Origin of the sequence: Geomonas paludis, from assembly GCF_014193585.1 — a bacterium.
GTDB lineage: Bacteria > Desulfobacterota > Desulfuromonadia > Geobacterales > Geobacteraceae > Geomonas > Geomonas paludis.
Genome location: NZ_BLXY01000001.1, coordinates 1,032,957 through 1,052,092, shown reverse-complemented (window position 1 = coordinate 1,052,092; position 19,136 = coordinate 1,032,957). Strand labels below are relative to the sequence as shown.

14 protein-coding genes and 4 tRNA genes are annotated in these 19,136 nt (G+C 61.5%); 16 read left to right on the top strand and 2 right to left on the bottom strand.

Going from position 1 to position 19,136, the window contains the following annotated elements; all coding sequences use genetic code 11:
* Positions 1-173: 173 nt before the first annotated feature.
* From H7687_RS04275 to H7687_RS04260, 4 genes are all read left to right on the top strand, one after another.
* Positions 174-1,550, top strand: a complete 1,377-nt coding sequence (locus H7687_RS04275) for an FAD-binding oxidoreductase (protein ID WP_183345444.1) — start codon at positions 174-176, stop codon at positions 1,548-1,550.
* 104 nt (positions 1,551-1,654) lie between these two features.
* Positions 1,655-2,935: a (Fe-S)-binding protein gene (locus tag H7687_RS04270; RefSeq protein ID WP_183345442.1), complete on the top strand. Its 1,281-nt coding sequence runs from the start codon at positions 1,655-1,657 to the stop codon at positions 2,933-2,935.
* Positions 2,936-3,538: 603 nt separating this feature from the next.
* Positions 3,539-5,263, top strand: coding sequence for an acyl-CoA carboxylase subunit beta (locus H7687_RS04265; RefSeq protein ID WP_183345440.1), 1,725 nt, complete (start codon positions 3,539-3,541; stop codon positions 5,261-5,263).
* 137 nt (positions 5,264-5,400) lie between these two features.
* Complete coding sequence (locus H7687_RS04260) at positions 5,401-8,301, top strand: ATP-binding protein (protein ID WP_183345438.1); 2,901 nt, start codon at positions 5,401-5,403, stop codon at positions 8,299-8,301.
* Between the two features lie 100 nt (positions 8,302-8,401).
* On the opposite strand, the gene H7687_RS04255 is transcribed toward H7687_RS04260, so the two are convergent.
* A complete protein-coding gene (locus tag H7687_RS04255) occupies positions 8,402-8,605 on the bottom strand; it encodes a hypothetical protein (RefSeq protein WP_183345437.1) in 204 nt (67 codons plus the stop codon).
* A 415-nt stretch (positions 8,606-9,020) separates the two neighbouring features.
* On the opposite strand from H7687_RS04255, the gene H7687_RS04250 reads away from it, so the two are divergent.
* The 12 genes from H7687_RS04250 to H7687_RS04195 all read left to right on the top strand — a co-directional run bounded on the left by H7687_RS04250 (position 9,021) and on the right by H7687_RS04195 (position 18,880).
* Positions 9,021-10,673: an acyl-CoA mutase large subunit family protein gene (locus H7687_RS04250; protein ID WP_183345435.1), complete on the top strand. Its 1,653-nt coding sequence runs from the start codon at positions 9,021-9,023 to the stop codon at positions 10,671-10,673.
* A 276-nt stretch (positions 10,674-10,949) separates the two neighbouring features.
* Entirely contained in the window at positions 10,950-11,363 is a 414-nt protein-coding gene (gene mce / locus H7687_RS04245; RefSeq protein WP_183345433.1) for a methylmalonyl-CoA epimerase, read from the top strand.
* A gap of 343 nt (positions 11,364-11,706) precedes the next feature.
* Positions 11,707-13,089, top strand: coding sequence for a porin (locus H7687_RS04240; protein WP_183345431.1), 1,383 nt, complete (start codon positions 11,707-11,709; stop codon positions 13,087-13,089).
* Positions 13,090-13,391: 302 nt separating this feature from the next.
* The gene (locus H7687_RS04235) at positions 13,392-13,667 is read left to right on the top strand and encodes a hypothetical protein (RefSeq protein ID WP_183345429.1); all 276 of its coding nucleotides are present in this window, start codon (positions 13,392-13,394) and stop codon (positions 13,665-13,667) included.
* 97 nt (positions 13,668-13,764) lie between these two features.
* Positions 13,765-14,001: a hypothetical protein gene (locus tag H7687_RS04230; protein WP_246404574.1), complete on the top strand. Its 237-nt coding sequence runs from the start codon at positions 13,765-13,767 to the stop codon at positions 13,999-14,001.
* A gap of 176 nt (positions 14,002-14,177) precedes the next feature.
* Positions 14,178-15,656 (top strand): hypothetical protein, encoded by a 1,479-nt coding sequence (locus tag H7687_RS04225; RefSeq protein ID WP_183345425.1) that lies wholly within the window; start codon positions 14,178-14,180, stop codon positions 15,654-15,656.
* A gap of 108 nt (positions 15,657-15,764) precedes the next feature.
* Positions 15,765-17,087 carry an ATP phosphoribosyltransferase regulatory subunit gene (locus tag H7687_RS04220; protein WP_183345423.1) on the top strand — a complete coding sequence of 441 codons (1,323 nt, stop codon included), beginning with the start codon at positions 15,765-15,767 and terminating at the stop codon, positions 17,085-17,087.
* On the top strand, positions 17,080-18,378 hold the full coding sequence (locus tag H7687_RS04215; protein WP_183345421.1) for an adenylosuccinate synthase: 1,299 nt from the start codon (positions 17,080-17,082) through the stop codon (positions 18,376-18,378). Before H7687_RS04220 ends, H7687_RS04215 begins: the two co-directional genes overlap by 8 nt.
* A 72-nt stretch (positions 18,379-18,450) precedes the next feature.
* Positions 18,451-18,526: transfer RNA gene (locus H7687_RS04210), tRNA-Lys, on the top strand.
* Between the two features lie 3 nt (positions 18,527-18,529).
* Positions 18,530-18,607 (top strand) — tRNA-Glu (locus H7687_RS04205).
* A 52-nt stretch (positions 18,608-18,659) separates the two neighbouring features.
* Positions 18,660-18,735 (top strand) — tRNA-Lys (locus H7687_RS04200).
* Positions 18,736-18,805: 70 nt separating this feature from the next.
* A tRNA-Glu gene (locus H7687_RS04195) sits at positions 18,806-18,880 on the top strand.
* 78 nt (positions 18,881-18,958) lie between these two features.
* On the opposite strand, the gene H7687_RS04190 is transcribed toward H7687_RS04195, so the two are convergent.
* On the bottom strand, positions 18,959-19,117 hold the full coding sequence (locus H7687_RS04190; protein ID WP_183345419.1) for a hypothetical protein: 159 nt from the start codon (positions 19,115-19,117) through the stop codon (positions 18,959-18,961).
* Positions 19,118-19,136: the final 19 nt, after the last annotated feature.

Here is a 19,136-nt window from a genome sequence, read left to right as displayed (position 1 = left end):
AAAGGCCGCCCACGCGTCCCCGCCCCCGCCTGCGGACCGAAGCCCTACGGTGGGCAAAGGCCCGGAGGGGGAGGGACAGGGAGGGGGCTACCCGATGGCCTAACCGCCGAGGCTTCCCCCCCACCCAACCTCCCCCCTACCGGGGGAGGAGTAAAGACGAAAGGAATCACTAGATGCTAGACGCACGCACCCTTCAGCAACTCACCGACATCGTCGGGGCCGACAACATCGCCACCGGCGCGCAGGACCTGATCTGCTACGGCTATGACGCCACCCAGATGGAGTTCCTCCCGGACGCCGTGGTGCACCCGGACAGCCCCGAGCAGGTTTCCCGCATCCTGCAGCTCGCCAACAAGGAGAACTTCCCGGTCTTCCCGAGAGGAGCCGGCAGCGGCTTCACCGGCGGAGCCCTTCCCAAAGGGGGCGGCGTGGTGCTGGTGACCACCAGGATGAACCGCATCCTCAGGATCGACACCGACAACCTGGTGGCCGAGGTCGAGCCGGGTGTCGTCACCGAGGCCTTCCAGATGGAGGTGGAAAAACTGGGGCTCTTCTACCCGCCCGATCCCGCCTCGCTCAAGTTCTCTACCTTGGGCGGCAACGTCGCCGAGTGCGCCGGCGGCCCGCGTGCCGTGAAGTACGGGGTTACCAAGGACTTCGTGATGGGGCTCGAGGTGGTGCTGCCGACCGGCGCCATCATCCGCACCGGCGGCGAGACCGTGAAGGGGGTGGTGGGCTACGACCTGACCAAGCTTTTGTGCGGCTCCGAGGGGACGCTCGGGATCATCACCAAGATCATCTTCAAGCTGCTCCCGTACCCGGACTCGAAGAAGACCATGCTCACCGTGTTCGACTCCATCGACGGCGCGGCGCGCGCGGTTTCCACCATCATCAAGAACAAGATCATCCCGACCACGCTGGAGTTCATGGACCACGCCACCCTCACCTGCGTCGAGCGCCGCTTCAACCTGGGCATGCCGGAAAGCGCCCGGGCGGTGCTCCTGATCGAGGTGGACGGCGACCGTGACCTGATCGAGAAGCAGGCGGGTCAGATCCACAAGCTGATCGAGCCGCTGGGGCTGGTGCAGTTCCGGGTGGCCAAGGATGCCGCCGAGAGCGAGGAGTTGTGGCGGGTGCGCCGCCTGGTGTCGCCGTCGTTGCGCGACGTGAACCCGGACAAGTTCAACGAGGACATCGTGGTCCCCAGGAGCAAGGTGCCCGACGTGATCCGTCGCATCGAGGTGATCCAGAAGCGTTACGACATCCCCATCGTCAACTTCGGCCATGCCGGCGACGGCAACATCCACGTCAACATCATGATCGACAAGAGTGTCCCGGGGCAGTTGGAGAAGGCGCACGAGGCGATCAAGGAAGTGTTCCAGGCGGCGCTGGACCTTGGCGGCACCATGTCCGGCGAGCACGGCGTCGGTCTTGCCAAGCAGCCCTACATCCCCCTGGAGCTGAACGCGGACCAGATAGCCGCCATGAAGTCCATCAAGGCCGCCCTGGACCCCAACAACATCCTGAACCCCGGCAAGATGCTGCCGTAACGGCAACCGGCAACCGGCAATTGACAATGGACAATCGACTATGGGTTTCCCATCACTCCCAGCCCTCCCATAGTTCCCATTGCCGCTAAGAAGAGAGAACCAGCATGACCAAGAAGCACACCGACCCGCTCGAGCGGGTAGCCCAGGAAATGAAGAAATGCGTGAAGTGCGGCGCCTGCCGCGCCAACTGCCCCGCCTTCGGCACCTTCCAGCGCGAGCCGGCCACGGCGCGCGGCAAGGTGGCCCTGGCCCAGCACCTGGTCAAGGGGGACATCACCCTCGACGACGGCACCTACGCGGCCATGTCCAAGTGCCTTCTGTGCGGCAGCTGCGTCGACAAGTGCCCGAACCAGGTCCCTACCGACGAGATCGTCATCGCCGCCCGCGAGGCCCTGGCGCAGCGGCGCGGCCTCACCACCTTCCACAAGGCGGTGGGGCAGGTGATCAGGAACCGCAAGCTGATGAACTTCGGCGCTCTTGCCGCGGCCGTCCTGGGGCCGATCTTCTTCAGAAAGGTCCCCAGCACCTCCGGCCTGAGGCTGCGCTTCCCGATGCCCTTCATCGGCGGCAGCCGTCACATCCCGCAGATCGCCAAGAAGCCGTTTATGAAACGCCATCCCGAAATCATCAAGGGTGAGCCGGGCAAGCCGACCATCGTCTTCTTCGTGGGGTGCATGACCAACTTCGTCTACACCGAGATCGGCGAGGCGACCCTGGCGCTGTTCCGCCACCTGGGCTGCACCGTGATCATCCCGCAGGGGCAGCAGTGCTGCGGCCTGCCGGGCATGTCCGGCGGCGACCTCGATACGGTGCGCGAACTGGCCGAGCAGAACCTGGCCGCCATCGAGAAGCACCAGGCCGACTACGTGATGACCGCCTGCGCCACCTGCGGCGGCGCGCTGCACAAGCTCTACCCGCTGGTGATCGGCAAGAGAAACCCCGAATTGAAGGCGCGGCTCCAGGCGGTGGCGGATAAAACGGTGGATGCGGCGGTGCTGCTGCAGAAGCTGGGTCTGCACCCGGAGGAAACCGGCACCGGCCAGAGGATGCGCATCACCTACCACGATCCCTGCCACCACCGGACCGCCGGCATCGCCAAGCAGCCGCGCACCCTGCTCAAAGAGACCCCGGGGCTGGACCTGGTGGAGATGGAAGGGGCCGACCGCTGCTGCGGCCTGGGCGGCACCTTCAACGTCTACCACTACGAGAGCTCGCTGGACATCAACGCCGGCAAGAGCAAGGCCATCATCGACACCGGCGCCGACGCCGTGGTCACCGGCTGCCCCGGCTGCATCATGCAGCTCTCGGACGGCTTAAAACAGGCAGGAGATAAAACGAGGGTATTGCATACCGTCGAGCTTCTGGCCCGCAAAATCAGGCGCTGACAGGCAACCCCTGTCAGCCGCCTCCCTCCTCCTTTTTAGCCCCACTTTAAAACCCTTCGTATTTCCGGCACTTTGCCTGTATACACTCTTTTTCTTATTGACAAAAGCCAAGCAAAACCTTATGAAGGGTACGCGCCTAAAAAGTAAAACAATAGTTCGTTTTACTATGCCTCATTAGCCGTTGCGGCGCACCCAGGCCAGGTTAAATCAGCCCGAAATCGCATTTAGTCAAAATGAAATTTTGGGAACTGTTCCATAGAAAAAGGACGATCCTCCGGCCCGGCCAAAACGCACCTTTCTTAGCGTTACACCCCCTTCAGATTCGCTAAATACCCGCAATAGTGCCTCATCTACCCTCCGGCTCACCTTGGGTCCCGCATCCCAACACAACCGGCGGCCGCAGTCTCCTTGCCCTCCATATTCAGGGAGACTAAAAAAAACCACCGTACCGGACGACCTCTTTTACCGTCTAGCGGTTGACGTTTTCGCTAACTGACAAAGATTTGCAACACTTTTTTAATATCAAAGCCAGGAGGACGTAGATGAACTGCGCAGTACCCTGCACACAGATGCAAAATCCCACAGCCCGGAAGGATGCCAACAATGTCGAATAAAATGATCAAGCCCTCATTGAAGAATCCGTTTGACGTAGCGGAGAAGGTCGAGTTCAACATCCCCGGCGAGATTTCCCGCGCCACGGGCGGCTACGAGGAGGCGATGAAGGAAGGTTACGACCTGATCCAGCGCCCCATCAAGTCGGTGAGCATCGACCAGATCGAGAAACAGCACTTTAAAAAGCGCATGACCGTATGGGAGAGGATCCGCGTCCTGACCGAGTGCGAGCCCAACATCCTGTTCCAGAACTGGGGCAAGAACCTGGACGGCGCCTCGCTGGTGACCGGCATCCTGAACATCCACGGCCGCGACGTCGCCGTTTACGGCCACGACTTCACCGTGCGCGCCGGCTCCATGGACGCCACCAACGGCAACAAGCTGGCCCGCCTCTTCTACATGGCGGGCGAAAAGGGTATCCCGGTCATCGGCATGAATGACTCCGCGGGCGCCTTCGTCCCCGCGGGCGTGGGCGGCCTGGACGGCTACGCCGAGGCCTTCACCGCGCTCAGGAAGATCTCCGGCGTGGTCCCCTCCATCATGTGCATGTTCGGCTTCAACGCCGGCGGCGGCTCCTACCTGCCGCGCCAGGGGAGCTTCGTGATCCAGCCCAAGGACACCTTCTTCGGCCTCACCGGCCCGGGCGTCGTGAAGAGCGTCCTCGGCGAGGACGTCACCCCCGAGGACCTGGGCGGACCGAAGGTGCACGGGCAGTCCGGCGTCGCCGACCTGACCGTCGAGGACGAGGTCGGGGCGCTCAGGACCGCCATCATGCTGCTCAACTACATCCCGGACAACAACTCGGTGATGGCCCCCTACCAGGAGACCAGCGATCCGCTGGACCGTAAGACCTGGGAGATCAACACCCTGCTGAAGAAGGCCTTCAACTCCCCGACCGGCTTCAACACGCCGTTCGACGTTTCCATCATCATCCAGCAGATCTGCGACCACGGCGACTACTTCGAGATGCAGCGCGACCGCGCCAGGAACGTGGTCACCGCTTTCGGCCGCCTGGGCGGCAACGTGGTCGGCTTCGTCGCCAACAACTCCGCCGTCGACTCCGGCCAGATCGACTGCGACGCGGCCTACAAGATCGCCCGCTTCAACCGCTTCTGCAACATCTACAACATCCCGATGATCTTCATGGAAGACACCACCGGCTTCCTGCCGGGCCGCGAGCAGGAGGCCCGCGGCATCGTCCAGGCCGGCCGCGCCATGCTCGACTCCATCGTCGACATCCGCACCCCGCGCATCCTGTTGATCCTCAGGAACGCCTACGGCGGCGCCTACGCCTCCTACAACAACTACCCGACCGGCGCCGACCTGGTGCTCGCCCTCCCCACCACCCGCCTCGCGGTCATGGGGCCGGCAGGCAAGGAGTTCGTCTACAAGGACGAGCTGAGGAAGGTCAGAAACGCCGTCATCGAGCGCGTCAAGCGCGGCACCCAGGAGAGGATCGACGCCGGGGTCAAGCCGGAACTGGCCAAGGCCGACGCCGAGAAGGAAGCCGCCGACTGGCTCAAGGCCGAGGAGGCGCTGCTCAACACCCGCTACGAGAAAGAGCTGATGAACCCGAAAGAGGCGCTCTCCCTGGGCTCCATCTCCTCGCTGGTCATGCCGACCGACCTGAGGAAGGTACTGGGCGAAAACATCAACTTCTTCCTGCGTCACTACAAACCGGGCCCGATGCAGTCCGTACAAAGGGAGTTCCACTAATGGCGACTACTGATATGGGAATTGGAATTGCGCAAGGGGGGAGCACCGCTCCCGAGGCAGGATTCGGGCAGGGTGCGCTGGCACGCCAGGGCGCCCGCCCCTCGTCGGCGCTTTATAACGTAACGGAGATGAAAGCGATGGCACACACGTCTGAAAAATACACCAAGAACCCGTTGATCCACAGGGACCGCAGGCTTTCCGCCTCCACGTCCGCGTGGGTCCGCTCCTTCGCCTGCGAAGATCTCAAGCCGCTCATCGTCTGCCGCGGCCCGATCCGCAAGGAAGCGATGGACGTCTACCAGGAGATGGGGATCACCCACTACGGCATCCTGCTCTCCGAGAAGGACTCCATCGTCTACCCGAACGCCCTGGCGCCTGAGCTGCGCACCCTGACCGACTCCACCCGCGTGCACCGCGTGCCCGATTACACCGGCGCCAGCAAGGAGGAGCGCGTCGAGCGCATCCACCAGATCATCAGCATCGCCAAGGACAACGGGTACGACTCCATCTTCGCCGGCTACGGCTTCATGGCCGAGGACGACGAGTTCGTCGGCGCCATCGAGAAGGCCGGTCTCACCTTCATCGGCCCCTGCGCCGCCACCCAGACCGGCGCCGGCAAGAAGGACGAGGCGAAAAGGACCGCCCTCTCGGTGAACGTCTCCGTCACCCCCGGTATCGACAACGTCACCGCCCGCACCCTGGTGAAGAAGCACGGCAGCCGCGAGAAGCTCCTGGCGCTGGTCGCCTCCGACAGCCTCGACTGCGATTCCCAGGTGCTCGCCGACGAGAAGCTCTCCCTGGAGGACCTGGCCGACCACATCCTGTACGCCTCCTACAACAAGGGGATCGACCTCTTCTCCATCGAGGAGCTCTGCGCCCAGGTCGAGGCGGAGTGCGCCGCCATGCTGAAGAAGCACCCGCAGTCCCGCGTCCGCCTGAAAGCCATCGGTGGCGGCGGCGGCAAGGGTCAGCGCCTTCTGGGTGCCGACCTGCTCACCAATAAAAACGCCAGCGATGCCGACATCGCCAAGGCGGCGGCCGATGCCCCGGGCCTCGTGCGCGAGATCCTGAACGAAGTCAAGGCCAACGGCGTAGGTGACAACAAGAACGTCCTGGTCGAGCTCAACATCGAGCAGACCAGGCACAACGAGATCCAGCTCTTGGGCAACGGCGACTGGTGCATCGCCCTGGGGGGCCGCGACTGCTCCCTGCAGATGCACGAGCAGAAGCTCCTCGAGGTGTCGGTGACCCAGGAAGGGTTGATGACCGCCATCGAGGAAGCCAAGATCGCCGGCAGGAAGGCCGAGGTGAAGGCCCTCGAGAGCGACCTCAAGGTCCTGAAGAGGATGGAAGAGGAATCCGAGCGTTTCGGCAAGGCGGTAGGCCTTGACTCCGCTTCCACCTTCGAGTGCATCGTGGACCGCGACCGCCACTACTTCATGGAGGTCAACACCAGGATCCAGGTGGAGCACCGCGTCACCGAACTCTGCTACGCGCTCAAGTTCGTGAACCCGGAGGACGCCAACGACTTCTTCGTGGTGGAGAGCCTGGTGGAAGCGATGGCCATCCTCGCCCGTCACAAGAAGCGGGTGCCCAAGCCGCAGCGCATGGTGCGCATGAACGCCGCCGTCGAGGCGCGCCTCAACGCCACCGATGCCTCCCTCTCCCCGCACGCAGGGGGCATGATCCGCTACTGGTCCAAGCCGATCGAAGGCGAGATCCGCGACGACCAGGGTATCAGCATGGTGAACCCCGACACCGGCATCTTCATGAAGTACAAGGTCGCCGGCGCCTACGACTCCAACATCGCCCTGCTGCTCACCACCGGTGAAGACCGCAAGACCAGCTACGACAAGATGTCCGAGGTGCTGCGCGCCACCACCCTGCGCGGCTCCGACCTCGCCACCAACCTCGAGTTCCACTACGGCCTGGTGAACTGGTTCCTGGGCAGGAACGTGATGGCGAAGCCGACCACCCGCTTCGTGGTCCCCTACCTGACCCTGGTCGGCACCCTGAAGGAAGAGGCCAACAAGCTCGACCCGGTCTACGCCTTCCTGCAGATGAAGAAGCATTACGCCAAGCGGGTCGCCGAGGCCTACGCGGACCAGCCCGAGGTCCAGGCCAAGGAGTCCAAGAACATGTCGTCGCTTCTGGACCGCAAGGGGACCCTGATCATCCGTCCCATCGAGCGTCTCCTGGGCGATCCGCACCTGCTCTCGGGCTGGCTCTCCATCAACACCAAGAACTTCCGCATCGACAACGGCAAGGTGGTGTGGCTGAGAAACCCGGTCGGCGTGCTGAACGAGACCTACGAGTACCTGCACATGAACCACCGTCCGCACAAGCCGGCGGCGGAGATCATCTGGAGCCACGACAACGAGCTCCTGCAGCAGGCGCTGCGCTTCTCGAAGACCCTGCGCGAGCACTTCGGTCTGGCCCGCGACGAGTACTTCACCCTGAACGAGATCGTCAACAAGGAGGAGCCGCAGGGTGGCTTCGACGCCGACACCTGGCAGCAGATCCGTTCCGCCCACTTCGGCTACGAGGCGGGCCTGGAGCTTCTGGGCTTGCTGTTCCTGGTCGGGCAGAATACCAAGTTCTGGGAACTGCGCGTCGAGGAGGACCTGGAGATCACCATCCCCGAATACCTCAACGACCCGGACCTGCAGGCGCGCATGAAGAAGATCCTGGTCCCGCCGCCGGCCACCAAGGCCGACGAGATCGTCGCCGTCTGCGGTGGCATGTACTACGGCCAGGAAGCCCCGGGCATGCCCCCCTTCGCCTACGAGGGGATGCACTTCGAGAAGGGACAGCCGCTGTACATCATCGAGGTCATGAAGATGTTCAACAAGGTGTACGCTCCCTTTGCCGGGACCATCGACAAGATCCTGGTCACCTCCGGCGACGGCACCATCGTCTCCAAGGGGCAGCCGCTGTTCAAGGTCACCCCGGACGAGAAGTTCGTCGAAGTGGACGTGAACGCGCTGGAGAGGGAAAAGCGCACCGTCACCTCCGACTACCTGAAGGCGGTACTCTAGTCCAAGACGCAAAAAGGGCTCCGGATGGTGACATCCGGAGCCCTCTGCTCATCCACTGACCCCGCCCTGAAAGCCGGGTCAGTTATTTTTTTGTAGCTGGCTAGGCCGCCGCGAAGCAGATGTTGTCCGCGGAGAGGGCCTCGAGGAAAGAGTCGGCAAGCGGGTCCTTGACGATGGCCATCATGCCGTGGTTGACGGACCAGGTGGTACCGCAGGTGGGGCACTCCTTGAGGTCCTCGTTGAAGGCACCGGAGCGGAGGTCCATGGCGTTTTGTTCGTCGTTCTTACATACCGGGCATTGCATCTGCGTCTCCTCTTGCCCTCAGCGGGGCGCTCATGATTATTTTGGTCGCCAAGAAATATATGGGCGCCGCAGTTGTTTTACAAGAGAAAAATCGGCAAAACCGCTGGTAAAACATTATGTTATAGGCGTTTTGCTGTTTTGTATGACAGATCGTGATTTTAAATTTTGCCGCGAAAATAAAACACGCCAAAACGCACCACGGGGAGCCGAGCGAGACAAGTTGCTGTTTTGACTCGATTCTTTAAATTTAAATCACCATTATAAAAATAAAACAGACCTGACGCGCCGTCGGGCAGTATCACCGCAGCACGGTTAGGAAAAAATAATTCACTTTCGCGAAAATTTAGCGTAAACAAAAGACGTCTTTCACTAGCTTGATTCTGTTATCACAATTTCGTACCGCCAGGAGAGCATCATGAGCATTTCTGAAAAGAAACAGGCATGGCAGGCAACCGTAGAGAAGAGCATGGCCAAGGCGCCCGAGCGCAGGAGCTCTTTCAAGACCAGCTCCGACAATGAGCTCGAGCGCTGCTACGCCCCGCAGTTCGACTACCCGGGCTACGAGGAGAACCTGGGCTTCCCCGGGCAGTTCCCCTTCACCCGCGGGGTGCAGCCGACCATGTACCGCGGCAGGTTCTGGACCATGCGCCAGTATGCCGGCTTCGGTAACGCCGCCGAGTCCAACGAGCGCTACAAGTACCTGCTTTCCGCCGGGCAGACCGGCCTCTCCATCGCCTTCGACCTCCCCACCCAGATGGGCTACGACTCCGACGCGTCCATGAGCCGCGGCGAGGTGGGCAAGGTCGGGGTCGCCATCGACTCCCTGGCGGACATGGAAGTCCTCTTCGACGGCATCCCGCTGGACAAGGTCTCCACCTCGATGACCATCAACTCCACCGCTTCCATCCTCCTGGCCATGTACATCGCGGTGGCCGAGAAGCAGGGGGTGACCCCGGACAAGATCTCCGGCACCATCCAGAACGACATCCTCAAGGAGTACATGGCCCGCGGCACCTACATCTACCCGCCGAAAGAGTCGATGCGCATCATCACCGACATCTTCGCCTACTGCAAGGACAGCGTCCCCAAGTGGAACACCATCTCCATCTCCGGCTACCACATCCGCGAGGCCGGTTCCTCCGCCGTGCAGGAAGTGGCCTTCACGCTGGCCGACGGCATCGCCTACGTCGAGGCGGCGGTCAAGGCGGGCCTTGACGTGGACGAGTTCGCGCCGCGCCTGGCCTTCTTCTTCAACGCCCACAACAACCTGCTGGAGGAGGTGGCCAAGTTCCGCGCCGCCCGCCGCATGTGGTCCCGCATCATGCGCGAGCGCTTCGGAGCCAAAGACCCGCGCTCCCAGATGCTGCGCTTCCATACCCAGACCGCAGGCTGCACCCTGACCGCACAGCAGCCGGACAACAACATCATGCGCGTCACCCTGCAGGCGCTGGCCGCGGTCCTGGGCGGCACCCAGTCGCTGCACACCAACTCCCGCGACGAGGCGCTGGCCCTTCCCACCGAAGAGTCGGTGCGCATCGCGCTCAGGACCCAGCAGGTCATCGCCTACGAGTCCGGGGTCGCCGACTCCATCGATCCCTTGGCCGGATCCTTCCTGGTCGAGTCCCTCACCGACCAGATCGAGCAGCAGGCCATGGCGTACATCGAGAAGATCGACACCCTGGGCGGCGCCGTCGAGGCCATCTCCCGCGGCTTCCAGCAGAAGGAGATCCAGGATTCCGCCTACGCCTACCAGCGCTCCATCGAGAAGGACGAAACCATCATCGTCGGCGTCAACAAGTTCACCGTGGAGGAAGGCGCGCCGCAGGGGCTGTTGAAGGTGACCGACGAGGTCGAGGTGAAGCAGAAACAGGCCCTCGCCGCCATGAAGGCCAAGCGCGACGGCGCCAAGGTGGAAACCACCCTGAAGGCGCTGGAGCAGGCAGCCAAGGGGAGCGAGAACCTGATGCCGTACATCCTCGACGCGGTGAAGAGCTACGCCACCCTGGGCGAGATCGCCAACGTCATGCGCGGCGTCTTCGGCGTGCACAGGGAGACCGTGGTGCTTTAAAAACCGGCACGGCAAGTTCCTGCCGGAACGGCGCAGATCGTTCCGGCAGGAACCGTAACATCGCAAGGCTTCGTTCTTTTCATCACAATCCTGTTTCTGTCACAGCACACCGACTCACCAAGTTTCATCCCTTTCCAATCAGTCATAGGTTTTTTTCACGAATTGTCACGTGCCCGTAACGTAACTTTTTCGTTACCGTTACTTGCATTTTGAAAATTCTACGATATCATCTGCCACCGTCAGAGAGTTTCTGACGCAGTCATCAGGGGAACAGACATGCTCACGAAGATAAACCACCTTGGGGTAGCCGTTACATCTATTGAAGAAGCACTTCCCTTTTATCGTGACACCCTGGGAATGAACTTCGCCGGTATCGAAGAGGTGCCGAGCCAGCTTGTGAAAGTTGCTTTTCTCTCCATCGGAGAATCTAAAATAGAACTTCTGGAACCGACCTCTGCGGAAAGCCCGGTGGCGAAGTTCCTGGAGAAAAACGGCCCCGGCGTGCACCACGTGGCCTACGGGGTAAGCGACATCGAAGCCACCATCGCGCGGCTCATCGCCGGCGGGACCAGGATGATCGATGCCACCCCCAGAAGCGGCGCCCACGGAGCACGCATCGCCTTCCTGCACCCGAAGAGCAGCAACGGCGTGCTCACCGAACTGTGTGAGGTGCACGAGGAAAGTCACTAAAGCATGCGATTTCCCATATCTAATGAGTGAAGTTTTTTTCTGTTGACATTTGTTTGAAAAATAATATAGTGACCTCAGATTTATATAACACCGGTTTGCTCATTGGGATAGGCTGTACTGGCTGATCTGCGTGACCTTCTACGCAAATGTCGAGGAGATAATCATTGCTGACTCAAAACAGCCCGAGTACCATTCAGAAGAGCTCTTGGCTCAACCCTGTTCATTAGCGGCGGTTGACTTAAGAGCTCTTTCTTTATAGTGAAACTGACCTTCGCCCCGTGGCGAATTGACAGTACAGCAGGAACTTCAATCGCGTTGTAACAAACAAACCAGGAGGTAGACGATGAGCTTTCAAAAGAAATTGCTTGCATTTGCAGCTGTCAGCGCTCTGAGCGCAGCAACCGCCGTTCCGGCAATGGCGCTGGAGAACGAGTTCCATGGTATGTTCAAATTCATGGGCTACCAGACCAACGCCCTCTCCGGCGGCGACACCAAGGACATCCTCCGTAAAGACGCACACTCCGGCTTCTTCGCCGAGCAGCGTGCACGCATCATGTACATCGCCAAGGCGAACGACAACCTGAAGCTCGTTACCCACTTCGAGCTCGACACCCGCTTCGGCGGTGTCTCCACCGGCTACAAAGGGACCACCGGCAACGACTCCGGTAACCTCGACGCCGACCAGCTGACCCTCGAGACCAAGAACGTTTACCTCGACTTCAACGAGCCGGCCACCGGCGCCAACTTCAAAGTTGGTATGCAGCCCTGGGCCGACGCCTACGGCAGCCTGTTCCTGCTGGCTGACATGACCGGCGTCGTCGCCACCAAGAAGATTGACGGCATAACCGGCCAGCTCGGCTGGTTCCGCTTCGACGACAACACCCCGGCCACCTCCATCACCGGCCCGGGTCAGTACACCGCCGACCTCATCGTCCTTGACGGCAAGTTCGCCGTCAACAAGGACATCACCGTCGGCGCCACCTACTACAACGTCCAGAACGACACCGTCGCCACCGCCGCCGTACCCGCCGTCCCCGGCAATCCCGGCGCCGCCGCCGGTGCCCGCACTACCGTTTACGATGTGCTCCACATGATTGGCGTCAACGCCGACCTGAACTTTGGCCCGGCCAACATCAAACCGTTCGCCGCTTACCAGTTCGGCGAAGTGAATGCTACCAGCGACATCAGCTCCTACATGTTCGGCGCAACCGGCAAGGTCAAAGCAGGCCCGGGCGCGGTTAACTTCGCCGGCTTCTACCTCTCCGGCGACAAGGGCGGCACCAACAACAACGCCTTCCAGACCGTATCTGCCGGCACCACCTACTTCAACCCGGCCAACATGTGGATCCTGGTTCGTCCGAACCAGGCAGTCAACACCTCCACCTCGCTCACCGGCAACGACCTGACCGTCGGCGGCCGCGGCTCCATCGGCCTCTTCGCAGGCTACGAGGGCGCCATGGGCAAGACCTTCTACAACGCCAACGTTGGCCACCTGAGGACTGTAGAGGCCCGCGCGGCCGAGAAGAAGTCCCTCGGCACCGAGGTTAACGCCCAGGTCGGCTACAAGATCTACGACAACCTGAGCGCCAGCGTTGCTGCCGCTTACGTCTTCCTCGGCGACGCCCTGGGCAGCGCTACCGCTGCCGACAGGGTCGGGACCTACGCTCAGACCGCCGACGCAGACAATCCGTACCTGTTCAACGTACAGCTGAGCTACGCATTCTAAGAACAAGCGTCTCGGCTGCCGTCCGACGGCAGGTATAGACACAGCAGAACCAGCAAGCCGGAGAGACCACTCTCCGGCTTGTTTTTTTGTCCGTATTGCCTGTCACGCCTCCCCCCTTGCCTTCCCTCCGACGCCGCTGTTCCTTGTGCACGAGGCAGCAAGCCGTCCCCCAGGCACTCTCCAGCTCACTGAACCAGCGCCAGAGCCTATCTGCACATTTATCTCCGCCCTGTTTGACAAGCACGTGTTATGTGTTTCAATCATTATGCTTTTCTAACGATATCTTTTAAAGGAGCTAACGTATGAGAAAGATGGCAATGATGCTGGCGGCAAGCCTTTTTATGCTGTCTTCGGTCCCGGCATTCGCCCAGACAGCGGCTGACCAGAGAGACGAATGCCTGTTGGCGTCCAAAAACTGCATGAACCAGGTCGACGACATCCAACAGAGGATCCGCAAACTGAACCGGGAGATCGAGAAGGGGACCAGGGTGTACACCCCGCAGGAGCTCAAGAAGCTGCAGGACAAGCTGAAGGAAACCAGCGATATCCTGCGCAACCTGGAAAGGCCTGACAGCTAAACCGGCACCCGGTGAGCAAGCAACTCCACGACAGAGACATGCCAGAAAGGAGCACACCATGAAAAGGGCAATACTGTTAGTTACGGGAGCCTTATTGATGGCGACAAGCACAGGCGTCTATGCCGAGCAGACACCGGCCGAGAAAAACGAGTGCCTGCTCCTGTCCCAGAACTGCAAGGACCAGGTCGACGACATCTTTACCCGGATGCAGCGCCTGTCCAAGGAGATCGACAAGGGGACCAGGGTCTACACGCCCAAAGAGCTCGATCAACTGCGTCAGAAACTCGCTGAAACACAAGAGATGCTGAGGGAGATGGAAAAGCCCGGGCACTGATACTTCTGTTGCCGACAAGTCGAAGAAAGAGGCGGACCCCAGGTCCGCTTTTTTTATTGCCGCACCTTGCCAAAAACTGCGCTCAAAGCGGGTCCACGGCGGGTGAAACAGTTTGACTAATGAGGAACGCTCTGCGATAATTCGGCGTCTTAAATAACCCGAAAGCGGAGCAATCAATGAAAAGATCCCTTGTTGCCATCCTGATTCTCGTTGGCACGCTGCTGGCAGCCGCGGCAGCCTCAGCCTCAACCATCCGCGCCTATATCGCCGAGTTCACCGTTTCCCCCGCCGACAACGGCAACCTGAAAAACACGCTGCAGCGCCTGCTGGCGACGCGCCTGGCCGGCGACGGCGTGGTGACCGTCGACACCCCCGCCGAGGCGGACGTCATCGTGTCCGGAAGCTACACCACGCTGGGCAAGATGTTCAGCCTCGACGCCATCGCGAAGAGCGCCGGCGGCAAGCAGCTCGCCACCGCCTTCGAGCAGGGCGAGAGCATGGACGCCCTCATTCCGGCCGTGGGCAAGATCTCCGGGAAACTCAAGGGTGACATCGTGAAGCAGTTCCAGGCGTCGGCACCGGCGCTACCCGCCCCCCCCGTCGAGGCCCCCTTCAGGGCTCCGCGTGCCGAGATCGAGCGTCCGGCAGCCGCCCAGGAACTGGTCAAGGCCCCCTCTTCCGAGATCGTGCGCAGCGAGGCTACCCCCGGCTGGATCAGCCAGCGTCTGTCGGGCGTGTACAGCGGCGTCGCCACCTGGGGGACCAAGGAGTTCATGACTGCCGACGACAAGGGGATCCACCTGTATCGTCCCGGCGGAAAGCTCGACCTGGTCACCGAGGTCATCCTCCCCGAGCGCATGAAGGTCCTGGCGCTGGACGCCATGGGGCCGGAGGCCAACGGGCGTGTCCTTGTGTTCGTGACCATCATGGACCGCGAGAACATCTCCTCCAGGATCTACGCCCTCCAGAACGACACACTGAAACTGGTCGCCGAGGACGTCCCCTACATGTTCCGCACCGTCGCCCCCTACGGCGGCGCGAAGAAGCTCTACGCCCAGCAGATGGGGCGCACCGATGACTTCTACGGCGACGTGTACGAGGCAAGCATCGTCGACAAGGGTGTGAAGCTCAGCAACCCGATCAAGATGCCGCGCTTCGCCAACATCTTCAATTTCAACCTGTTCCGCGACCAGTCCGGCAAGAGCTACCTCACCGCCTTCAGCGACAGCGGCTACCTCCTGGTCTACTCCGACACCGGCGAGGAGCTCTGGAGAAGCTCCGACAAGTTCGGCGGCTCCGAGACCTACTTCCAGCGCAGGGATTGGGAGAACGAGCGGACCAACATGACCCCGTTCCGCACCCGCTTCCTCGAGCAGCGCATCACCGTTACCGAGAAGGGCGAGCTCCTGGTACCGCAGAACGCCGGCTTCTTCGTGCTGGGCAACATGCGCTCCTACTCCAAGTACTCCGTGGTCAACTTCACCTGGAACGGCTCCTCCCTGGAGGAGAAGTGGCGCACCAAGCAGAGCCAGAACTACCTCGCCGACTACTCCTACAACCCCGCCTCCAAGGAGCTGGTCCTCCTCGAGGTGGCCCAGAAGGGGACCTTCGGCGGCAAGGGTGGCAGCGTGGTGCGGCTGATGGGTATCGAATAGCCCGACGGCGGGGGGAATGTCTTGACTTCCCCCCGCCATACTGTTACGATTCCTCGTTTTTTGCCACCTTTTGCCGGACTGCCGGTACTCCCGGAGTTAGGACGACCCGTGACCAACCCCGCATGCATTGAAGCGCCCCTCCCCAAAGGGGTAAGCGATTTTCTCCCGGAAACTGCCGACAAGATCACCTTCATCGCCGACAGCATCCACCGAGTCTTCGAGCTCTGGGGCTTCCGGCGCATGATCACCCCGCTGCTCGAGTTCGAGGACGTGCTCGCCCTGGGCATGGGTGACGAGCTGCGCAGCAAGACCTTCCGCTTCGACGACCGCCAGACCGGGAGGCTTCTGGCCATCCCGCCCGACATCACCCCCCAGGTGGCGCGCATCGTCGCCACCAGGATGCACTCGCTCCCCCTGCCCCACCGTATCTATTATTCCGGCCGTGTACTCAGGCAGGCGCAGATGCAGTCGGGGCGAAGCCGCGAGATCTTCCAGTCCGGCGTGGAACTGATCGGGCTGAACTCCCCCGAGGCGGACGCAGAGATGGTCGCCATGGCGGTCGAGGTGCTGAAGAACCTGGGCTTCACCGGCTTCAAAATCGATCTCGGGCAGGTGGATTTCTACCGCGGCATCATGGACGCCTCCGGGCTCTCCCGCGAGGTGCAGCGGCAGCTGCAGGAAGCGATCAGCAAGAAGGAAGTCACCGCGGTCCGTTCCATCCTGGAAGCTGCCGGTGCTCCCGAGCGGGTCAGGGAAGAGATTGCGCTGCTGCCCAGGCTCTACGGCGGCCGCGAGGTACTCAAGGAAGCCGCCCGCATCGCCGGCAACGAGCGCTCCAGAAAGGCGCTGGAGAACATCACCCAGGTGGTGGAGATCCTCGACATCTACGGCGTCGCGGACCACCTCACCATCGACCTGGGTGAGATCCGCGGGCTGGACTACCACACCGGCATCACTTTTGAGGGCTTCGTCCCCGGTATCGGCGAAGCGGTCTGCAGCGGCGGGCGCTACGACGACCTGACCGCCAAGTACGGCTACCCGGCGCACGCCACCGGGTTCGCCTTCAACATCCTGGCGCTTCTGGCCAGCATGGCCAAGAGGCCGGAGGTAGAGGCTTCCAGCAGCCGCGACTTCCTGGTCTTCAACAAGAAAGACGAGCGCCGCGAGGCGCTGGAAGTGGCGCAGAAGCTGAGAAGCCTCGGCTTCACCTGCGCCAGGGATATCATCAAGCGCGACTTCGAGAGCTCGCTTGAGTACGCGAAGAAGATGGACATCCGGATGCTTCTGGTGATCGGTGCCGAAGAGTGTGCGGCCGACCAGCTTTACCTGGTCAGGGTCGCCGACCGTCGCGCCATAGCCGTGAGCAAGCAGGAGTTGTTCGATAAAGGTCTCGATTTGAAATTCGATCTGCAAGGGGAGAATCATGGCTAACGTCGTTGTAATTGGTGCCCAGTGGGGCGATGAGGGCAAAGGCAAGGTCGTCGACATCTATACGGAATACGCCGACGACGTGGTACGTTACCAGGGCGGCAACAACGCAGGCCACACGCTGGTGGTCGGGGACGAGAAGGTGATCCTGCACCTGATCCCGTCCGGCATCCTGCACGAGGGGAAGCGCTGCGTGATCGGCAACGGCGTCGTGCTCGACCCGGAAGTCTTCATCATGGAGATCACCCGTCTCAAGAACAACGGGTACCTGAAGGATGACAGCATGCTGCTGCTCTCCGAGGCGCTGCACATCATCATGCCGTACCACAAGCGCATCGACATCGCCCGCGAGCGCAACTCCGGCGCCAAGAAGATCGGCACCACCGGCCGCGGCATCGGGCCCGCCTACGAGGACAAGATCGGCCGCCGCGGCATCCGCCTCATGGACCTGCTGGACGAGAAGGCCTTCACCCGCAAGGTGAAAGAGGTGCTGGACGAGAAGAACCTGATCCTCACCCAGCTGCTGGGCGATCAGCCCTTCACCTTCGAGGAGATCTACAACGAGTACATGGTTTACGCCGAGACGCTGAGGAAGTACGCGGCGGACACCTCGCTCCTTCTGCACAAGGAGATCAAGGCGGGCAAGAGCCTCCTCTTCGAAGGGGCCCAGGGGACCCTGCTCGACGTCGACCACGGCACCTACCCGTACGTCACCTCCTCCTCCACCTGCTCCGGCGGCGCCTGCACCGGCAGCGGCGTCTCCCCCAGGGAGATCCACGAGGTGATCGGCATCTCCAAGGCTTACGCGACCCGCGTCGGCAGCGGGCCGTTCCCGACCGAGCTTCTGGACGAGACCGGCGAGGCGCTGCGCCAGGCGGGCCGCGAGTTCGGCTCCACCACCGGCCGTCCGCGCCGCTGCGGCTGGTTCGACGCCCTGGTGGCCCGCTACGCCGTACGCGTCAACGGCCTCTCCGGCATCGCCATCACCAAGCTCGACGTCCTCACCGGCCTGGACACCATCAAGGTCTGCACCGGCTACAAGTACAACGACCAGGTACTGGACGAGATCCCGGCCAGCCTCGAGGTGATGGAACAGTGCACCCCGATCTACGAGGAACTCCCCGGCTGGACCGAGGACATCACCGGCGCCAAGAGCATCGCGGAACTCCCGAAGAACGCCCAGGACTACGTGAAGCGCGTCGAGGCCCTCTCCGGCGCCCCGGTGGTGCTGGTTTCCGTCGGCCCGCGCCGCGACGAAACCATCGTGCTCAGGAACCCGTTCGAGCGCGGCTAATTTTTTAATAAAAAGTGTTGACTGCCAGAAATCGATTTGCTATAAGGTTGTTCTTGCTTCGCTGCACTGTTTGAGCCGCTAGCTCAGTTGGTAGAGCACCTGACTTTTAATCAGGTGGTCGTTGGTTCGATCCCAACGCGGCTCACCACCCGTCCCCATCGTCTAGCCCGGCCCAGGACACCGCCCTTTCACGGCGGCGACGCCGGTTCAAATCCGGCTGGGGACGCCACTCAAACAGCACTGAAAGGGACAGGCACCTACGGAGCCAGTCCCTCTTAAGCGAGCCGCTAGCTCAGTTGGTAGAGCACCTGACTTTTAATCAGGTGGTCGTTGGTTCGATCCCAACGCGGCTCACCACCCTTTTTCTGTCACATGACTGGGCCTTGTGACAGTACCCCAACCCTGACGGGACGGGAAGCAACAATTCGGTCCCATCGTCTAGTGGTTAGGACACCGGCCTTTCACGTCGGTAACAGGGGTTCAAGTCCCCTTGGGATCACCATCAACGGAAAAGGCCGCTTCCCTCGGGGAGGCGGCCTTTTCTCATTCCTGCCGGCACATCGTTCTTCAGGTGCCGAACTCAATCATCCTTCTTTCCCGGCCAGACCTTCATGCAGTACGGACACTCCTGCACCTCGTACGGCACCGTGTCACGCAGCTGCTCCTGCTCGTAAGACGCTGTGCACCCCTTGGCAACCGGATAGGTGTGGATGATATTGTGCTTGATGAAGTAAAGCATGACCTTCCCCCTTTGTCTG